The sequence below is a fragment of the Escherichia sp. XD33 genome (assembly GCF_019375075.1).
GTDB lineage: Bacteria > Pseudomonadota > Gammaproteobacteria > Enterobacterales > Enterobacteriaceae > Enterobacter > Enterobacter flexneri_A.
Genome location: NZ_JAENDM010000007.1, coordinates 40,432 through 57,662, shown reverse-complemented (window position 1 = coordinate 57,662; position 17,231 = coordinate 40,432). Strand labels below are relative to the sequence as shown.

The window sequence follows — 17,231 nt, the reverse complement described above, 5'->3', positions numbered from 1 at the left end:
TCGTCACTCCACCAGCAATAATTTATAAAGCGGTTGATTCTCTTCAACCAAATCGGCAAGCGTGTAGTTATCCAGTTCCGTAAGAAAACTTTGCACGGCCTTAGAAAGTGCCTGTTTCAACCTACAGGCAGGTGTAATGTGGCAAAACTCACTGCTGCAATTCACCAGCGATAAGGGCTCCAGCTCGCGCACCACATCACCAATACGTATCGCACTCGCCGGTTTACCCAGGCGAATGCCGCCATTTTTTCCACGAACAGCAGTCACGTAGCCGGCACGACTAAGTTGATTGATTATTTTGACCATATGATTACGGGAGACGCCGTAGACGTCAGTCACTTCAGAAATACTGGTCATCCGCCCTTCTGGCAATGACGCCATGTAGATCAGCGCACGTAATCCGTAATCAGTGAAACTCGTTAACTGCACATCAACCTCAAAAGGGAAATCGGGAAAAAATACATTTATATTGATGATAAACCAGCCACAAGCTGTGTCGCTAATTTATTTCAGTTCGGGGAAGGAAAAAAGCGAGGATTTAACACTGTGTCGGATAGCGTAATGGCTTACCCGACACAGCAATGTATCACACTGTTCGCCCGGCAGGCAAAATATCTGCCAGGCGTACCAGAATTACGCGTCGAACGGGTCGCGCAGAATCATGGTTTCAGTACGATCCGGACCGGTAGAGATGATATCGATCGGCACACCAGTCAGCTCTTCAATACGCTTGATATAGTTCAGCGCCGCCTGCGGCAGGCCGCTACGATCTTTCACGCCGAAGGTGGATTCAGACCAGCCCGGCATGGTTTCGTAAATCGGCTCTACACCTTTCCAGTCGTCAGCTGCCAGCGGAGTGGTAGTCACTTCGCGACCATCCGGCATACGGTAAGCCACGCAGAGTTTAACCTCTTTCAGGCCATCCAGAACGTCCAGTTTAGTCAGGCAGAAGCCAGACAGGGAGTTCAGCTGTACCGCACGACGAACGGCAACGGTGTCCAGCCAGCCGGTACGACGACGACGCCCCGTAGTTGCGCCGAATTCGTTACCCTGCTTGCAGAGGAACTCGCCAGTTTCATCAAACAGTTCGGTCGGGAACGGACCTGCACCTACACGAGTGGAGTAAGCTTTGAGGATACCCAGAACGTAATCAACATAACGCGGGCCCAGGCCGGAACCGGTCGCCACGCCACCAGCAGTGGTGTTGGAAGAAGTTACGTACGGATAAGTACCGTGGTCGATATCCAGCAGCGTACCCTGCGCACCTTCAAACATGACGAAATCGCCACGCTGACGCGCCTGGTCGAGCAGGTCAGAAACGTCAACCACCATAGAAGTCAGGATGTCGGCAACAGCCATCGTATCATCCAGAACTTTCTGGTAATCAACCGCTTCAGCTTTGTAGTAGTTAACCAACTGGAAGTTGTGATATTCCATCACTTCTTTCAGTTTTTCAGCGAAGGTTTCTTTGTCGAAAAGGTCGCCAACACGCAGACCGCGACGTGCTACTTTATCTTCATAAGCAGGCCCGATACCACGACCGGTGGTGCCGATCGCTTTCGCGCCACGCGCTTTCTCACGCGCGTTATCCAGCGCAACGTGATAATCAAGGATCAGCGGACATGCTTCAGACAGCAGCAGACGCTCACGAACGGGGATGCCACGGTCTTCCAGTTCTTTCATCTCTTTCATCAGCGCGGCCGGAGACAGCACAACACCGTTACCGATGATGCTGGTTACATTCTCGCGGAGAATACCTGATGGAATAAGATGGAGAACGGTTTTTTCACCGTTGATTACGAGAGTATGGCCTGCGTTGTGACCGCCCTGGTAGCGTACAACATATTTAGCCCGTTCAGTCAGAAGATCGACGATCTTACCTTTACCTTCGTCACCCCATTGGGTGCCCAGTACGACGACGTTGTTACCCATTTTTCAAAATCACCGTTTGCTTAAAAATGGATTCTACCATCGCTTTTTCAGAGTTACAGCACTTTTTGCACTCAAAAATGACCTCGATCAGTCTGTTTTTTGTTCAGCCAATCGTTTTCCTCAACATGTAGTAGACCACAACGCCCGCAACCACAAGTCCACCGCCAAAACGACGTAAAATATTATCGGGCAAATTGGTCATCGCAGAGATCATCTTCTTCCATGCCTTCGGGTAAAGCATCGGCCCTAAACCTTCCAGTACCAAAACCAGGGCAAGCGCCAGCCAGATTGTCGAATTCATTCATTATCCTTATAGAAAAAGAAAACCACCGACATCCCTGAGGATGCGGTGGCTTTATTGACCTGTGCCGCAGTCGTTATATTAACGCGTTGCGGAAGTCGGCGTCTTCATGTAGCGGAAGAAATCGCTATCCGGGCTCATGACCATCACGTCCTGATTGCCAGAGAAGCTGTTCTCATAAGCACGCAGGCTACGGATGAATGCGTAGAAGTCCGGATCTTTACTGAATGCATCAGCAAACAGTTTGGCTGCTTCGGCATCGCCTTCACCACGCATGATGCGGCCCTGACGCTCAGCTTCTGCCAGCGTTCTGGTCACTTCATAGTCGGCAGTCGCGCGCAGTTTTTCCGCTTCTTCCTGACCTTGTGAACGGTGACGACGCGCTACCGCTTCACGCTCGGCGCGCATACGGTTGTAGATCGCTTCAGACACTTCGGTAGGCAGGTTGATCTGCTTAATTCGCACATCGACAACTTCAATACCCAGCGCCGCCATACTGTTCGGGTTGATGACCGGAACTTTGCCCTTCGTCTCAGCCGTTACGCGCTCTGCCGCTTCGGCAATGGCGTTATCTGCCGCCGGAGTAGTAACTTCATCTTCTGTACCCGCAGAACCGGAGTTCAGCGCGTCACGTACTTCGAGGGTCAGACGACCACGGGAATCGGTGACGATATCTTTCACGTCCAGGCGACCAATTTCAGAACGCAGACGGTCAGAGAACTTACGTTTCAACAGCACTTCCGCTTGCGAAATGTCGCCACCACCCGTTGCCAGGTAGTAACGGCTGAAATCGCTGATGCGCCATTTGATGTAAGAGTCGACGATCAGGTCTTTCTTCTCTTTGGTCACAAAGCGGTCGGCCTGGTTGTCCATGGTCTGAATACGTGCGTCGAGCATTTTCACCGTTTCAATGAACGGTATCTTGAAATGCAGACCCGGCTCATAAACCAGAGGTTTGTTGTCATCGTCACGCAGTACCTTACCAAAACGCAGCGTAATACCGCGCTCACCTTCTTTGACGACAAAGACAGACATGTAAAGCACTACCAGCACGATGATGATAATCGCGATAACTGACTTACGCATCGTTATTCCCCCTGACGCTGGTAGTCGTTACGCTGCGCGTTGGCGCGGCGTTGGTCCATAATATCGCCCTGACTGGTGGACGACGTGTTGCTTGCTCCACTGGTTGTGGAGGAAGAGGCTGGCGGCAGACGCAGCAGATTGCTGGCACCGTTATCGCTCTTCGCCGCAGGGGCGTTACCACCTTTCAGCATCTGGTCTAACGGCAGAACCATCAGGTTGCCACCTTTATCGTTAACCAGCACTTTGCGGGTGTTACCCAACACTTTTTCCATCGTCTCGATATACAGACGCTCGCGAGTAATTTCCGGCGCGGCTTTATATTCCGGCAGAAGTTTAGCAAAGCGCGCCACTTCACCCTGAGCTTCCAGGATGGTCTGGGCCTTGTACGCACGCGCCTCTTCGAGGATACGTTGCGCCTGACCGTTCGCACGCGGCTGAACTTCGTTGGTATACGCTTCTGCTTCACGAATGTATTGCTGTTCGTTTTCACGCGCGGCAATCGCATCGTCAAACGCCGCTTTTACTTCTTCCGGCGGACGAGCAGCCTGGAAGTTGACGTCCAGCAGCGTGATACCCATGTCATACGGACGAATCGTCTCTTCCAGTTCGCGCTGAGTATCGCTACGAATCACGGTACGACCTTCCGTCAGAATGCGGTCCATGGTGTATTTACCGATAACTCCACGCAGGGCGCTGTCGGTAGCCTGACGCAGGCTGTCATCCGGGCTGGTCACGCTATACAGATATTTTTCCGGATTGGTGACGCGGTACTGCACGTTCATCTCAACGCGCACTACGTTCTCGTCCGACGTCAGCATCACACCAGAAGCGGCCAGTTCACGCACGGCTTCCACGTTCACCGGTTTGACTTCGTCGATAAACGTCGGTTTCCAGTTCAGACCCGGCTCAACCAGATGGCTGAATTTACCAAAGCGTGTTACCACGCCGCGTTCGGCTTCTTTAATGGTATAGAAACCACTGGCCGCCCAGATAATGACAATCGCTGCCGCTGCGATGGTAACGACACGACCGCCAAGCTGCGGGCGCGGGCCTTGCGATGAACTGCCACCGCCAGATCCGGTGCCTTTACCGCCGCCCAGACCACCGAGCTTTTTGCTCAGTTTGCGGAAGATATCATCTAAATCAGGTGGCCCTTGATCGCGACCGCCTTTGTTTCCATTTCCCTCAGAGTTGCCGCCAGGTTTGCTGCTTCCCCACGGGTCGCGGTCTTGTCCGTTATTACCGGGCTGATTCCACGCCATGTTTGTGCTCCATATTTGTTATGCGGTGATCCCTGTTGTCTTTCGACGCCAGAGGATATGACTCCACGCTTCAGACGCTACGCCGTTAGATCAGGTAATCGATCAACGCCGGTTCTTGTTTACAGAGGCGACGCCAGTCAACGATCGGCATACGAACTTGCAGACTTACGCTGCCGTCCTCCTCCATCCACTCTTTTTCTATTGCCTGAAGCTGATAAAAACGACTTCTCAGACGCCCTTCCTGCGGTGGCAGACGCAATGTATGCTGCGCCACCTCGCCGGAAAGCCGCTCCGTCAAAGCCTGAAAAAGCTGTGGTATCCCCGCTCCGGTCTGTGCGGAAAGCCAGACACGGATCGGTTTGTTCTCTTCGTCCCGATCAATACGCGGTTCGAAATCTTCCAGCATATCGATCTTGTTCATCACCAGCAGGGTTGGGATCTCGTGAGCGTCGATCTCTTCAAGAACCGTATTCACCGCTTCGATGTTTTCTTGTACACGCACATCCGCCGCATCAATGACGTGCAGCAGTAATGTGGCTTGCCGCGTCTCTTGTAACGTGGCTTTAAATGCCGCCACCAGATCGTGCGGCAGGTGGCGAATAAACCCTACGGTATCTGCAAGTACGGTTTCACCGACATCTGCAACGTCAATACGCCGCAACGTCGGGTCGAGGGTGGCAAACAACTGGTCTGCCGCGTAGACCCGCGCTTCGGTGATGCGATTGAAAAGGGTAGATTTACCGGCGTTGGTATATCCCACCAGCGAAACAGTAGGAACGTCGGCTTTGATACGCGATTGCCGCCCCTGCTCACGCTGCTTTTCAACTCTTTCCAGGCGCGACTGTATCTGCACGATGCGATTACGCAACAAACGACGGTCGGTTTCGAGCTGGGTTTCACCCGGACCACGCAAACCTATCCCGCCTTTCTGTCTTTCAAGGTGGGTCCAGCCACGCACCAGGCGCGTAGCCAGATGGCGCAGCTGCGCCAGCTCAACCTGCAACTTACCCTCATGGGTACGCGCACGTTGGGCGAAAATATCTAAAATAAGGCCGGTGCGGTCGATAACACGACACTCGCACAAACGCTCCAGGTTACGCTCTTGCGCCGGGCTCAGGGCATGGTCAAAAAGAACGACCGAAGCACCCGTCGCTTTGACAGCTTCCGCAATTTCAACTGCTTTACCTTCACCTACAAAATACTTTGGGTGCGGCGCTTTACGGCTACCGGTAATCACCTGCAATGCTTCGACACCGGCGGAAGAGACCAGAGATTCAAACTCCTGGAGGTCTTCCATATCTTTGTCTTGCGTAAAATAGATGTGTACCAGTACCGCCTGCTCACCAGCATCATAACGGTCAAACAAGCGTATAACCCTCTAAATAGATCAGCGGGGAACGCAGGATCGCTGGCTCCCCGTGTAAAAAAACAGCCCGAAACCTTATTCGGTTTCTTCGCTGTCCTGTTGCGCGGAAGTATTCTGCGCGCTGCTACCATGATGGTAGTTACTGCTGGTACCGCCACCGGCGTTGTTACTGTGATGAGAAACCGGGCGAGACGGGACAACAGTAGAAATCGCGTGCTTGTAAACCATCTGGCTGACCGTGTTTTTCAACAGGATCACGAACTGATCAAAAGACTCGATTTGCCCTTGCAGCTTAATACCATTCACCAAATAAATAGAAACTGGAACACGTTCCCGACGCAGTGCGTTCAGGAACGGATCTTGTAAAGATTGCCCCTTAGCCATTCTCTCTTTTCCTTATATGCTTATTTGTACTTTGAACCTTTCGATTCTGAAAAAATTGCGCACGATACGTCTCAATTGTACACATTCAGCCTGCGATAGCACCAACAACCTGTAATACTTCGTCACGCGCCTGTTCTGGTTTTTCACTGTCAAGCCAGTGAACCCCTTCCCAACCACGCAGCCAGGTTATCTGCCGCTTCGCCAACTGTCTCGTGGCGCAAACACCTCGATAAACCATTTCATCGTATGAGATTTCGCCTTCAAGGTAAGACCACATCTGGCGATAACCCACGCAACGAATGGAAGGCAAGTCCGTATGCAAATCTCCTCGGGCAAAAAGCGCCCGGACTTCTGCTTCAAAACCTGAAGCCAACATCTGATGAAAACGCTGCTCAATGCGTTGATGGAGCAGTTCACGGCTCGCCGGGGCGATGGCGAACTGATGCACCTGATACGGTAGAGCGTCTCCTGACGTTTGCGTCAGTTCCGTTAAAGTTTTACCCGAAATGAAAAAAACTTCCAGTGCCCGGGAAAGCCTTTGTGGATCATTTGGATGAATCCTTGCTGCCGCAACCGGATCTACCTCCTGAAGTTGACGATGCAATGACTCCCAACCTTGCTCTGCCGCCTGTTGCTCAATTCTGGCCCGTACTTCCGGGTCTGCCGACGGTAGCGGCGACAACCCTTCCAGCAATGCCTTGAAATACAACATCGTACCGCCCACTAACAGTGGGATCCGCCCCGCCGCGGTGATATCGGCCATTTCCGCCAGCGCATCGCGGCGAAAATCAGCAGCCGAGTAAGCCTGCGACGGATCGCGAATATCCAGCAATCGGTGCGGCGCGGCGAGTAACTCTTCAGCGTTCGGCTTCGCCGTCCCGATATCCATCCCTTTGTAAATAAGGGCAGAATCAACGCTTATCAACTCTACTGGTAAAATTTTACGCAGCTCAATGGCTAACGCCGTTTTACCGGAGGCCGTCGGCCCCATCAAAAAAATCGCCTTAGGCAGGCTCGCCTTACTGATATCACTCATCTTTCAGGGCTTTTATCGCCGGATGTAAATCAACAGATTGTAACAGACCACCCGGCGGCGTTTTCACAAGTTGCGGACATAACCGTTCCACGTCCGCCAGCAGGGTTATGGCCTGTGCCATTGACCACTGCGCATGTTCGCTCATCAGATTTCGTGCAATCCACTGCGCAATATTGCCAGGTTCGAATACGGACTGCTTCGCCAGGTAGCCTATCAGTTCAGGAATCAAGATTTGTAAATTTTGTTGGCGTAAGGGTAAAGGCACTGCCCTGATGGTCACATGCTGTGCATCTGACTGGAAATCAATACCCAATTCCGCCAGGGCAGACTGCGCTTTTTCTAATGCCGATTTTTCTTCGGCAGAAACTTTTAGCCGCAACGGAATCAGCAGCGGCTGGGCGCAAACGGGCGCTTCACCCGGCGTCAATTGTGCCTGACGCAGCCAACGTTCTGCCACTGGCAAGGATAAAAGTGAAATGTTGCCGTCGCGCTCCAGCAACGCACAGTCGGAATGGACGATAGTCAGTACCCGACCAAAACTCTGACTGTTCGCCGCAAGTGCAGGTTCCTGCGGTTCCGGCGCTTTTAATTTTTGCATCGGCGCGGGCGTTTGCAAAAGCTGGCGATACACTTCACCTTGCTGTTTCTGGTAGCCTGGCTGCGCATTCGGCCAGGGGGCAGCCGGACGACTGCCTGATGCTGGCGCAGGAGTGTAGCGCGGAGCTACCGGCTCACGAGCTGCCGGTTCTGCAAAGTGATTGCGCCCCGCCGCCACGCGGTTTTCCGGAATGGAACGCGGTGCAGGTTGGGGTTCATCGTCCAGCGGTAGCGGCGTTTCCAGTTGCTGTTGTAGCACGCTCAGCACGCCCTGATAGATAAAATCATGCACCAGACGCGACTGATGGAAACGCACTTCGTGTTTGGCGGGGTGCACGTTGACGTCCACCTGATGTGGGTCGATCTCCAGATACAACACAAATGCCGGTTGCTGATCGGCCCCCAGTTTGTCTTCGCAGGCCTGGCGGATCGCGTGATTGATCAGGCGATCGCGCATCATGCGACCGTTCACGTAGCAATACTGAATTTCTGCCAGTGCGGGCGTGGTGTGATTTGGATCGGCCACCCAGCCGCGTAGCGTGAGATCGCCGTGTTGCCATTCAATCGCCAGCGCTTGTTCAAGAAAAGCGGTGCCGCAAATCGCGCCTAAGCGCCGTTCTTTTTGCCCGCCTTCCGGCACTGCGCGGTACTGACGCACAATTTTACCGTTATGCGACAGGTTGATCGTGACGTCGAAACGCGCCAGCGCAATGCGGCGGATGATCTCATCAATGTGGTTAAATTCGGTTTTCTCGGTGCGCAGGAATTTGCGCCGCGCCGGGGTGTTGTAGAACAGATCCAGCACCTCCAGCGTCGTCCCCACAGGATGCGCCGCCGGTTTTACCGTCACGTTCATATCGCGCCCTTCGGCATAGGCCTGCCAGGCTTCCTGCTGTTCTGCGGTGCGTGAAGTGAGCGTCAGGCGGGAAACCGAACTGATACTCGCCAGCGCCTCACCGCGAAAGCCCAGGCTGATAATGGCTTCGAGATCGTCCAGAGAGGCGATTTTACTGGTGGCATGACGAGCCAGCGCCAGCGCCAGCTCATCTTTTTTGATACCGCAGCCGTTATCACGAATGCGGATAAGTTTCGCCCCACCGCGTTCGATATCAATATCGATACGCGTCGCACCTGCATCGAGGCTGTTTTCCACTAGTTCTTTGACTACCGACGCAGGTCGCTCGACCACCTCACCTGCGGCAATCTGGTTCGCCAGTTGTGGCGGTAAGACCTGAATTGGCATCAATCGTCCTTAGTTTGGCAGCGTGCGATCTGGCGTCGTCACCGTACTGGCAGTTTGTGCCGTTGCACCCTGCGGCGCAGATTGCATCGGATGCGCAAGGAAGTAATTGCGCAGGCCTTTGTAAATGGCTTCTGCCAGCTGTTGTTGGTAATCGTCGCTCGCCAGCAAACGTTCTTCGCTGTTGTTGCTGATAAAACCGGTTTCGACCAGTACTGATGGGATATCCGGCGAGCGCAGAACGCCAAGGCTGGCGTGTTCTGGTCGACGTTTATGTATTTCGCCAATGCGTTGCAACTGACTGATCATACTGGTCGCTACATCATACCCTACCCGCTGGGAATGACCGAACTGTAAATCCAGCACCGCCTGGCTTAAATAGGGGTCAGACTGACTGTTCGCCAGCACATCACCCGCCCCACCCAGCAGCTCCGACTGTTTCTCGTGCTGCTCCAGCCAGCTGGCCATTTCACTGTTGGCGCGACGGTTAGAGAGCACCCATACGGAAGCGCCAGTCGCACTGCGGTTCGGTGCGGCATCAGCGTGAATCGACACGAGGAAATTGGCGTTTTGCTTACGTGCCACATCACTGCGCCCCATCACCGAGATAAAGTAATCCCCGTCACGGGTTAAAACGCCTTTAAACATCGGATCGTCATTGAGCAAAGTACGCAATTTACGCGCGATGGCGATGGTGACATTTTTCTCCCGCGTACCACCGGGGCCGATAGCGCCAGGGTCCTGACCGCCGTGTCCGGCATCAATAGCGATGATAATTTTATCGCCAGTGTTAGCCGTCGCGCGCGCTGCCGGACGCGTTACCGTATTACTGCTGATAACACCCGTAGTGCGGTTACTTTCCGTTTTAAACGGATTGCGCGCCGGTTCGCTGACGCGCGGTGCGACAACCGCAGGCGTTTCAACGCGTTTCGCAACCACGGGCGGCGGAGGAGGCGGTGGCGGCACATCGGCGTTAATCGTAAAGACGACAGTGTAATTGCTGCCATTCTGCCGCTTCACCGCTTCGGTTTTACCGTTTTCGGTAAGATCGACCACCAGCCGTAGCGTTTGTGCATCTTTAGGCGTTCCAGAGCGAATCGCCTTCACCAGATTATTGCCGCTGAACAACAACGGCAGTCCCTGAATCACGCCCGTTTGTTTGATATCGAGCGCCACGGTGCGTTTGCTTTGATGGCTAAACGCATAATCAGGATCGCCAATAAAACTCAACGTTATCCGCGCCTGTTGATTACCGTTAGAAACCTGAATATCAGAGAGCGTCGCGGCACCCACCGGCGTGCACAGCAGCAGCAGCGTCGCTACCAACCAATTTCTGATGCGATACATCATCCCGCCACCTTTCAAAGGTTAACCGGCTAAACGCGCCAGCAACAATTCACCCGCAGAGGAAACCGCACTCACGCGCGCCTCACGGCCTTGTGCCTGATAATCAATGTGTATTTCGACATCCGGGTCAGGAAGAACACCTGTACCTTGTTGTGGCCACTCCACCAGGCAGATGGCATCGTTGGCAAAATAATCGCGGATCCCCATAAACTCCAGCTCCTCGGGATCGGCAAGGCGGTACAAATCAAAGTGATAGACCATTAAGTTGTCGAGCGTATAGGGTTCGACCAGCGTATAAGTGGGGCTTTTGACATTACCCTGATGACCCAGAGCCTGTAAAAAGCCCCGGCTAAAGGTGGTTTTACCTGCGCCTAAATCGCCATACAGATAGATTACGGTTGCGCCATCGCAGGCTTTCGCTACCCGCTCGCCCAGGTCTAATGTTGCCTGCTCATCAGGGAGCGGAATTACTCGATTCATCATGGTTTTTATCAGTCACTTCCGGGTTAACAATACGCTGTAGCGTGGAAAAGAGATCGGTTGCCAGCATCCCGCGCGTTCCAAAACGCGCCGCCAGTACGTCAGCTGCCGCACCGTGCGCGACACAGCCTGCACAGGCTGCATCATACGGCGACAGTTTTTGCCCAAGCAATGCGCCAATAATACCAGAGAGCACATCGCCCATGCCGCCGCTCGCCATGCCTGCATTTCCGGCATCAATAATGCCTAAAGCGTCAGGATGGGCGGCGACCACGGTTCCGGCACCTTTCAGCACCGCTACGCCGCCATAACGTTGTACCAGACGTTTGGCGCAATGTAAGCGGTCACTTTCAATTTCAGCGACGGAACAGCCTAACAACCGTGCGGCCTCGCCAGGATGCGGCGTGATCACGCGATTGTGACGCTTATCGGGATTGATTGCCAGCAGGTTCAATGCATCGGCATCCCACAACATCGGTTTGCGAAAATTCTCAACTTTTTGCAGTGCTTTTTTCCCCCACTCTTGCTGGCCCAGACCGGGACCAATCACCACCACATCGGCCCATTCCAGGCTTTCGGTAAGAGAGTCCATCGTCAGTTCATGCACCATCAATTCCGGTCGTGCAGTCAGCAGCGGCGCAATGTTTTCACTGCGGGTCAGTACTCGGACTAAACCAGCACCAGCACGCAGCGCCGCTTCCCCCGTCATACGAATAGCCCCCGCCGTGCCGTGATCGCCACCGATAATTACCAGCCGCCCGTGATCGCCTTTATGCGAAGTCGGGCGACGCGGTTTTAGCCAGTGAGAAAGTTGTTCTGCTGAAAACCGCTGAATTTTCGTCTCCTGACCTGCCAGCCAACTATCCAGCCCCAGTGAGTCAAAATGCAGTTGTCCGGTAACATCCCGCGCTTTTCCAGTGAGCAAGCCTGGTTTCAGCGCAATAAAAGTGATGGTGTGATCGGCGTTGATCACCGCGCCTGGCGTAGCGCCAGTTTCAGCCAGCAGGCCGGAAGGGATATCAACCGCCACAATCGGCGCAGGATGGGAATTAGCGTGGTCGATTAACTGGCTAATGGATTCGCGGGGCGCTTGCCGCAAACCGGTACCGAGCAGCGCATCAACAATCAGATCTACCGATTCGAGCCAGACAATATTCGAAGCATGGATCTCGCCACCCGCGTTTAACCATGCTTCGCGTGCCAGCGCGGCCTCTTCCGGCAACGGTTTGTCGCTCTCCTGGGCCAACAACGTGACCTCAATGCCGACCGCTTTGGCCAGTCGCGCGACCACGTAGCCATCGCCGCCGTTATTACCATGACCGCACAGCACCAGCCAGTGGCGGGCGTCAGGATACGCCGAACGACACACCTGGAATGCGGCCTCGCCAGCGCGAAGCATCAGCTCATAGAGTGTGAGCCCCAGCACATCTGCCGCCTCGCGTTCTCCGCGGCGGATATCGTCGGCGTACCAGACGGTGTGTGGTATACTTACGGGGTTTTTCTTCATTGTATGGTCCGTCATGTCAGAGCCCCTCGATCTCAATCAGTTAGCGCAAAAAATTAAACAGTGGGGGCTGGAACTGGGCTTTCAGCAGGTAGGTATTACCGATACCGATCTCAGCGAGTCCGAGCCCAAACTGCAAGCATGGCTGGACAAACAATACCACGGCGAAATGGACTGGATGGCACGTCACGGTATGCTGCGCGCTCGCCCTCATGAGTTATTGCCCGGTACGCTGCGCGTGATCAGCGTGCGGATGAATTACCTTCCTGCTAACGCCGCATTTGCCAGCACGCTGAAAAACCCCAAACTCGGCTATGTTAGCCGTTATGCGCTGGGCCGTGACTATCACAAACTTCTGCGCAACCGACTCAAAAAGCTGGGCGAGATGATTCAGCAACATTGTGTTTCGCTGAATTTTAGACCGTTTGTCGATTCTGCGCCTATTCTCGAGCGCCCGTTAGCTGAAAAAGCTGGGCTCGGCTGGACAGGTAAGCACTCACTTATCCTCAATCGCGAGGCCGGTTCGTTCTTCTTTTTAGGCGAATTGCTGGTCGATATTCCGCTGCCCGTGGATCAACCAGTCGAGGAAGGATGCGGCAAATGCGTGGCCTGTATGACGATTTGCCCGACCGGTGCCATCGTCGAGCCATATACCGTCGATGCTCGCCGCTGTATCTCTTATCTCACCATCGAACTTGAAGGGGCGATCCCGGAAGAGTTGCGACCGTTAATGGGAAACCGTATTTACGGTTGCGATGACTGCCAGCTTATCTGCCCGTGGAATCGCTATTCACAACTCACCACAGAAGAGGATTTCAGCCCGCGTAAGCCGCTACACGCACCGGAACTCATTGAGTTATTCGCCTGGAGCGAAGAGAAGTTTTTAAAAGTCACGGAAGGATCGGCGATTCGTCGTATTGGTCACCTGCGTTGGCTGCGTAATATCGCCGTAGCATTAGGCAATGCCCCTTGGGATGAAACGATTTTGACAGCGCTGGAAAGTCGTAAAGGTGAGCACCCACTTCTCGATGAGCACATAGCGTGGGCGATTGCGCAGCAAATAGAGAGACGAAATGCGTGCATAGTCGAAGTGCAATTGCCGAAAAAACAGCGTCTGGTTCGGGTGATTGAAAAAGGGTTACCGCGTGACGCCTGATTCATCCACAGCTTGTGAATAAAAATAAAAACGCATTGCAATTCAAGACGAATAAAATCGTCAAGTGATCGACTCGACAAAACGGAATCTTAATTTTTAACTTATCTATCAATAGGTTAAAAAAATACTATTCACCGTGCGAAGTTTCTTTGAAATTAAGATTACAGCCTGAGGCTGTGGATAACTCTGTTTACAAGAGTTTGTCAGAGACAACAAAAACCAGCAATAACGCATCGCGTCGCTGTGGATATTTTATTGAGAGAAGAATTTGGAGCGGGAAACGAGACTCGAACTCGCGACCCCGACCTTGGCAAGGTCGTGCTCTACCAACTGAGCTATTCCCGCTTGGGTGGTCTGTGCCTTACAGCACTTTCAAATTTTGGAGCGGGAAACGAGACTCGAACTCGCGACCCCGACCTTGGCAAGGTCGTGCTCTACCAACTGAGCTATTCCCGCTTGGGTGGTCTGTGCTTTGCAGCACTTTTCAAATTTTGGAGCGGGAAACGAGACTCGAACTCGCGACCCCGACCTTGGCAAGGTCGTGCTCTACCAACTGAGCTATTCCCGCGTACTACTTAATTTTGCTTTCGTAATTTTCGCATTTCTGCGTCGTTACGGGAGGCGCATTATACGAGAAATCTTTCCCTCTGCAACCCCCCAAAAAAGTTTTTTTTGCGTTTTTATCTCAAGTGCTGAAATTATCAGCAAGACGTTCAATTTAGCGTCAAAATCACGCCGCCGCAAGTGGATTCCGGCGCTTACGTGACCAGGAAAAATTTTACAGCTTGATAAAATGCTCGCGGTAGTAAGCCAGCTCCGCCACCGATTCACGGATATCATCCATCGCCTGATGCGTCCCCTGCTTGGTAAAACCATCCAGAATTTCCGGCTTCCAGCGGCGCGCCAGCTCTTTCAGGGTGCTGACATCGAGATAACGGTAGTGGAAGTAGGCTTCCAGCTCCGGCATGTATTTAAACAGGAAACGACGGTCCTGACCGATGCTGTTACCGCAAATCGGCGATTTTCCCGCAGGCACCCACTGTTTTAAAAATTCGAGCGTTGCCAGTTCAGCTTCCCGATCGCCCATCGTGCTCGCTTTCACGCGCTCTACCAGCCCGCTGGCGGTATGGGTGCGCACGTTCCAGTCATCCATCAGCGCCAGCTGTTCATCAGACTGGTGTACTGCAATGGTCGGCCCTTCTGCCAGAATATTCAGGTTGGCATCGGTCACCAGCGTGGCAATCTCAATAATGCGATCGCGCTCGGGATCCAGACCGGTCATCTCAAGATCGATCCAAATCAGGTTGTTTTCATTGGCACTCATGCTATTTTCCACCCATTCACAGTGACTATATTGATCCACAATTGCGTGTATCATAGATGTTTTGCCCATCAGGGGCGACCAGGAGTCTGTACGATTGAGTAAAAATAAACTCTCCAAAGGCCAGCAGCGCCGCGTGAACGCCAATCACCAGCGTCGTCTTAAAACGTCTAAGGAGAAGCCCGACTACGACGACAATCTGTTTGGCGAGCCTGATGAAGGTATCGTCATCAGCCGCTTTGGTATGCACGCTGATGTGGAATCCGCCGATGGCGACGTTCACCGCTGCAATATTCGCCGTACCATCCGTTCGCTGGTAACCGGCGACCGCGTAGTCTGGCGTCCGGGTAAACCGGCGGCGGAAGGCGTAAATGTCAAAGGGATCGTGGAAGCGGTGCATGAGCGTACCTCGGTGTTGACGCGTCCGGATTTCTACGACGGCGTAAAACCTATTGCCGCCAACATCGACCAGATTGTCATTGTCTCCGCCATTTTGCCGGAGCTGTCGCTCAATATTATCGACCGTTACCTGGTGGCCTGCGAAACCTTGCAGATTGAGCCGATTATTGTGCTCAACAAGATAGACCTGCTGGACGACGAAGGCATGGCGTTCGTCAACGAGCAGATGGATATCTACCGCAATATCGGTTATCGCGTATTGATGGTTTCCAGCCATACTCAGGATGGGCTAAAACCGCTGGAAGAGGCGTTGACCGGGCGCATCAGCATTTTTGCCGGGCAGTCTGGCGTCGGCAAATCCAGCCTGCTGAATGCGTTGCTGGGGCTGCAAAAAGAGATCCTGACCAACGATATCTCTGACAACTCGGGGCTCGGTCAGCACACCACGACCGCCGCTCGGCTGTATCACTTCCCGCACGGCGGTGATGTGATTGACTCCCCAGGAGTGCGTGAGTTCGGCCTCTGGCACCTGGAGCCGGAACAAATCACTCAGGGCTTTGTCGAATTCCATGACTATTTAGGTCTGTGTAAATATCGCGATTGCAAACACGATACCGATCCGGGCTGCGCTATCCGGGAAGCGGTTGAGGAAGGGAAAATCGCGGAAACCCGTTTCGAAAACTATCACCGTATTCTGGAAAGCATGGCGCAGGTAAAAACGCGTAAAAACTTTTCTGATACGGATGACTGACAATTAAGCTAACCATCGTTAGAATCGTCCCCTTTTTTTCAGGATCCGGCATGTAGGCCGGATCAGGAACGACAAAACAATGGCCTGGAGGCTACCTTGTTAAATTCATTTAAACTTTCGCTACAGTACATTCTGCCGAAACTATGGCTTACTCGCCTGGCGGGTTGGGGCGCAAGCAAGCGGGCAGGATGGCTGACAAAACTGGTTATCGATCTGTTCGTTAAATACTACAAGGTCGACATGAAAGAGGCGCAAAAGCCGGACACCGCCAGCTACCGCACCTTTAACGAATTCTTTGTCCGTCCGCTGCGTGACGAAGTACGCCCAATCGATACCGATCCGAATGTACTGGTCATGCCTGCCGATGGCGTTATCAGCCAGTTGGGTAAAATCGAAGAAGATAAAATCCTGCAAGCCAAAGGCCACAACTACAGCCTCGAAGCCCTGCTGGCAGGCAACTATCTGATGGCGGACCTGTTCCGCAACGGTACGTTTGTGACCACTTACCTCTCCCCGCGTGACTACCACCGCGTACACATGCCGTGCAACGGTATTCTGCGTGAGATGATCTACGTGCCGGGCGATCTCTTCTCCGTTAACCATCTCACGGCTCAGAACGTGCCGAATCTGTTTGCCCGTAACGAACGCGTGATTTGCCTTTTCGATACCGAATTTGGCCCAATGGCGCAGATTCTGGTCGGAGCGACGATTGTTGGCAGCATTGAGACGGTCTGGGCGGGCACCATTACGCCGCCGCACGAAGGTATCATCAAGCGCTGGACCTGGCCTGCCGGGGAAAACGACGGTTCTGTGGCACTGCTGAAAGGCCAGGAAATGGGTCGCTTTAAACTCGGTTCCACCGTTATCAACCTGTTTGCACCGGGTAAAGTGAATCTGGTTGAGCAACTGGAAAGCCTGTCTGTCACGAAAATTGGCCAGCCGCTGGCAGTATCTACCGAAACCTTTGTTACGCCAGACGCTGAACCTGCCCCGCTTCCTGCTGAAGAGATCGAAGCAGAACACGACGCCAGCCCATTGGTTGACGACAAAAAAGACCAGGTCTAATCCA

17 protein-coding genes and 3 tRNA genes are annotated in these 17,231 nt (G+C 53.3%); 3 read left to right on the top strand and 17 right to left on the bottom strand.

The features are described 5' to 3' along the window. Positions 1 to 3 precede the first annotated feature (3 nt). The 12 genes from nsrR to nnr form a co-directional block, all read right to left on the bottom strand. Positions 4 to 429 (bottom strand): nitric oxide-sensing transcriptional repressor NsrR, encoded by a 426-nt coding sequence (nsrR, locus tag K0778_RS06505; protein ID WP_001177639.1) that lies wholly within the window; start codon positions 427 to 429, stop codon positions 4 to 6. A gap of 204 nt (positions 430 to 633) precedes the next feature. Next, the gene (gene purA, locus K0778_RS06500; RefSeq protein WP_000527955.1) at positions 634 to 1,932 is read right to left on the bottom strand and encodes an adenylosuccinate synthase; all 1,299 of its coding nucleotides are present in this window, start codon (positions 1,930 to 1,932) and stop codon (positions 634 to 636) included. A gap of 103 nt (positions 1,933 to 2,035) precedes the next feature. Further along, on the bottom strand, positions 2,036 to 2,233 hold the full coding sequence (locus tag K0778_RS06495; RefSeq protein ID WP_001089295.1) for a DUF2065 domain-containing protein: 198 nt from the start codon (positions 2,231 to 2,233) through the stop codon (positions 2,036 to 2,038). A gap of 81 nt (positions 2,234 to 2,314) precedes the next feature. Next, on the bottom strand, positions 2,315 to 3,319 hold the full coding sequence (gene hflC, locus K0778_RS06490; RefSeq protein WP_001232412.1) for a protease modulator HflC: 1,005 nt from the start codon (positions 3,317 to 3,319) through the stop codon (positions 2,315 to 2,317). 2 nt (positions 3,320 to 3,321) lie between these two features. Next, positions 3,322 to 4,581: an FtsH protease activity modulator HflK gene (hflK, locus tag K0778_RS06485; protein WP_000312488.1), complete on the bottom strand. Its 1,260-nt coding sequence runs from the start codon at positions 4,579 to 4,581 to the stop codon at positions 3,322 to 3,324. 85 nt (positions 4,582 to 4,666) lie between these two features. Then, a complete protein-coding gene (hflX, locus tag K0778_RS06480) occupies positions 4,667 to 5,947 on the bottom strand; it encodes a ribosome rescue GTPase HflX (protein ID WP_000460360.1) in 1,281 nt (426 codons plus the stop codon). Positions 5,948 to 6,022: 75 nt separating this feature from the next. Beyond that, complete coding sequence (hfq, locus tag K0778_RS06475; protein ID WP_001051883.1) at positions 6,023 to 6,331, bottom strand: RNA chaperone Hfq; 309 nt, start codon at positions 6,329 to 6,331, stop codon at positions 6,023 to 6,025. A gap of 85 nt (positions 6,332 to 6,416) precedes the next feature. After that, positions 6,417 to 7,367 (bottom strand): tRNA (adenosine(37)-N6)-dimethylallyltransferase MiaA, encoded by a 951-nt coding sequence (gene miaA, locus K0778_RS06470; protein ID WP_001280345.1) that lies wholly within the window; start codon positions 7,365 to 7,367, stop codon positions 6,417 to 6,419. Then, positions 7,360 to 9,207: a DNA mismatch repair endonuclease MutL gene (gene mutL / locus K0778_RS06465; RefSeq protein ID WP_001122505.1), complete on the bottom strand. Its 1,848-nt coding sequence runs from the start codon at positions 9,205 to 9,207 to the stop codon at positions 7,360 to 7,362. Before mutL ends, miaA begins: the two co-directional genes overlap by 8 nt. Before the next feature lie 9 nt (positions 9,208 to 9,216). Continuing rightward, the gene (amiB, locus tag K0778_RS06460) at positions 9,217 to 10,554 is read right to left on the bottom strand and encodes an N-acetylmuramoyl-L-alanine amidase AmiB (protein WP_000990333.1); all 1,338 of its coding nucleotides are present in this window, start codon (positions 10,552 to 10,554) and stop codon (positions 9,217 to 9,219) included. 18 nt (positions 10,555 to 10,572) lie between these two features. Then, a complete protein-coding gene (tsaE, locus tag K0778_RS06455; RefSeq protein WP_000981977.1) occupies positions 10,573 to 11,034 on the bottom strand; it encodes a tRNA (adenosine(37)-N6)-threonylcarbamoyltransferase complex ATPase subunit type 1 TsaE in 462 nt (153 codons plus the stop codon). Continuing rightward, positions 11,006 to 12,553, bottom strand: coding sequence for a bifunctional ADP-dependent NAD(P)H-hydrate dehydratase/NAD(P)H-hydrate epimerase (gene nnr, locus K0778_RS06450; protein ID WP_153449065.1), 1,548 nt, complete (start codon positions 12,551 to 12,553; stop codon positions 11,006 to 11,008). Before nnr ends, tsaE begins: the two co-directional genes overlap by 29 nt. Here nnr and queG point away from each other — a divergent pair. Beyond that, complete coding sequence (queG, locus tag K0778_RS06445) at positions 12,552 to 13,691, top strand: tRNA epoxyqueuosine(34) reductase QueG (RefSeq protein WP_001294219.1); 1,140 nt, start codon at positions 12,552 to 12,554, stop codon at positions 13,689 to 13,691. The two genes, nnr and queG, sit on opposite strands and share 2 nt — an antisense overlap. Here the strand turns inward: queG and K0778_RS06440 are convergent. From K0778_RS06440 to orn, 5 genes are all read right to left on the bottom strand, one after another. Continuing rightward, positions 13,674 to 13,727, bottom strand: coding sequence for a hypothetical protein (locus K0778_RS06440; RefSeq protein WP_010723271.1), 54 nt, complete (start codon positions 13,725 to 13,727; stop codon positions 13,674 to 13,676). The genes queG and K0778_RS06440 overlap by 18 nt on opposite strands. 233 nt (positions 13,728 to 13,960) lie before the next feature. Beyond that, a tRNA-Gly gene (locus tag K0778_RS06435) sits at positions 13,961 to 14,036 on the bottom strand. Between the two features lie 35 nt (positions 14,037 to 14,071). Further along, positions 14,072 to 14,147 (bottom strand) — tRNA-Gly (locus tag K0778_RS06430). A gap of 36 nt (positions 14,148 to 14,183) precedes the next feature. Further along, positions 14,184 to 14,259, bottom strand: a tRNA-Gly gene (locus tag K0778_RS06425). 210 nt (positions 14,260 to 14,469) lie between these two features. Then, the gene (orn, locus tag K0778_RS06420) at positions 14,470 to 15,015 is read right to left on the bottom strand and encodes an oligoribonuclease (protein ID WP_001295188.1); all 546 of its coding nucleotides are present in this window, start codon (positions 15,013 to 15,015) and stop codon (positions 14,470 to 14,472) included. A 94-nt stretch (positions 15,016 to 15,109) separates the two neighbouring features. Between orn and rsgA the strand changes: the two genes are divergently transcribed. Both rsgA and asd read left to right on the top strand, forming a co-directional pair. After that, on the top strand, positions 15,110 to 16,162 hold the full coding sequence (rsgA, locus tag K0778_RS06415; protein WP_000041964.1) for a small ribosomal subunit biogenesis GTPase RsgA: 1,053 nt from the start codon (positions 15,110 to 15,112) through the stop codon (positions 16,160 to 16,162). 96 nt (positions 16,163 to 16,258) lie between these two features. Continuing rightward, the gene (asd, locus tag K0778_RS06410) at positions 16,259 to 17,227 is read left to right on the top strand and encodes an archaetidylserine decarboxylase (RefSeq protein WP_063084809.1); all 969 of its coding nucleotides are present in this window, start codon (positions 16,259 to 16,261) and stop codon (positions 17,225 to 17,227) included. Positions 17,228 to 17,231 lie beyond the last annotated feature (4 nt).

Bases quoted from the DNA above. Each gene is read 5' to 3' on its own strand.
- purA (WP_000527955.1), bottom strand. From the start codon at position 1,932: ATGGGTAACAACGTCGTCGTACTGGGCACCCAATGGGGTGACGAAGGT.
- K0778_RS06495 (WP_001089295.1), bottom strand. From the start codon at position 2,233: ATGAATTCGACAATCTGGCTGGCGCTTGCCCTGGTTTTGGTACTGGAA.
- hflC (WP_001232412.1), bottom strand. From the start codon at position 3,319: ATGCGTAAGTCAGTTATCGCGATTATCATCATCGTGCTGGTAGTGCTT.
- hflK (WP_000312488.1), bottom strand. From the start codon at position 4,581: ATGGCGTGGAATCAGCCCGGTAATAACGGACAAGACCGCGACCCGTGG.
- hfq (WP_001051883.1), bottom strand. From the start codon at position 6,331: ATGGCTAAGGGGCAATCTTTACAAGATCCGTTCCTGAACGCACTGCGT.
- miaA (WP_001280345.1), bottom strand. From the start codon at position 7,367: ATGAGTGATATCAGTAAGGCGAGCCTGCCTAAGGCGATTTTTTTGATG.
- mutL (WP_001122505.1), bottom strand. From the start codon at position 9,207: ATGCCAATTCAGGTCTTACCGCCACAACTGGCGAACCAGATTGCCGCA.
- amiB (WP_000990333.1), bottom strand. From the start codon at position 10,554: ATGATGTATCGCATCAGAAATTGGTTGGTAGCGACGCTGCTGCTGCTG.
- tsaE (WP_000981977.1), bottom strand. From the start codon at position 11,034: ATGATGAATCGAGTAATTCCGCTCCCTGATGAGCAGGCAACATTAGAC.
- queG (WP_001294219.1), top strand. From the start codon at position 12,552: ATGTCAGAGCCCCTCGATCTCAATCAGTTAGCGCAAAAAATTAAACAG.
- nnr (WP_153449065.1), bottom strand. From the start codon at position 12,553: ATGACGGACCATACAATGAAGAAAAACCCCGTAAGTATACCACACACC.
- orn (WP_001295188.1), bottom strand. From the start codon at position 15,015: ATGAGTGCCAATGAAAACAACCTGATTTGGATCGATCTTGAGATGACC.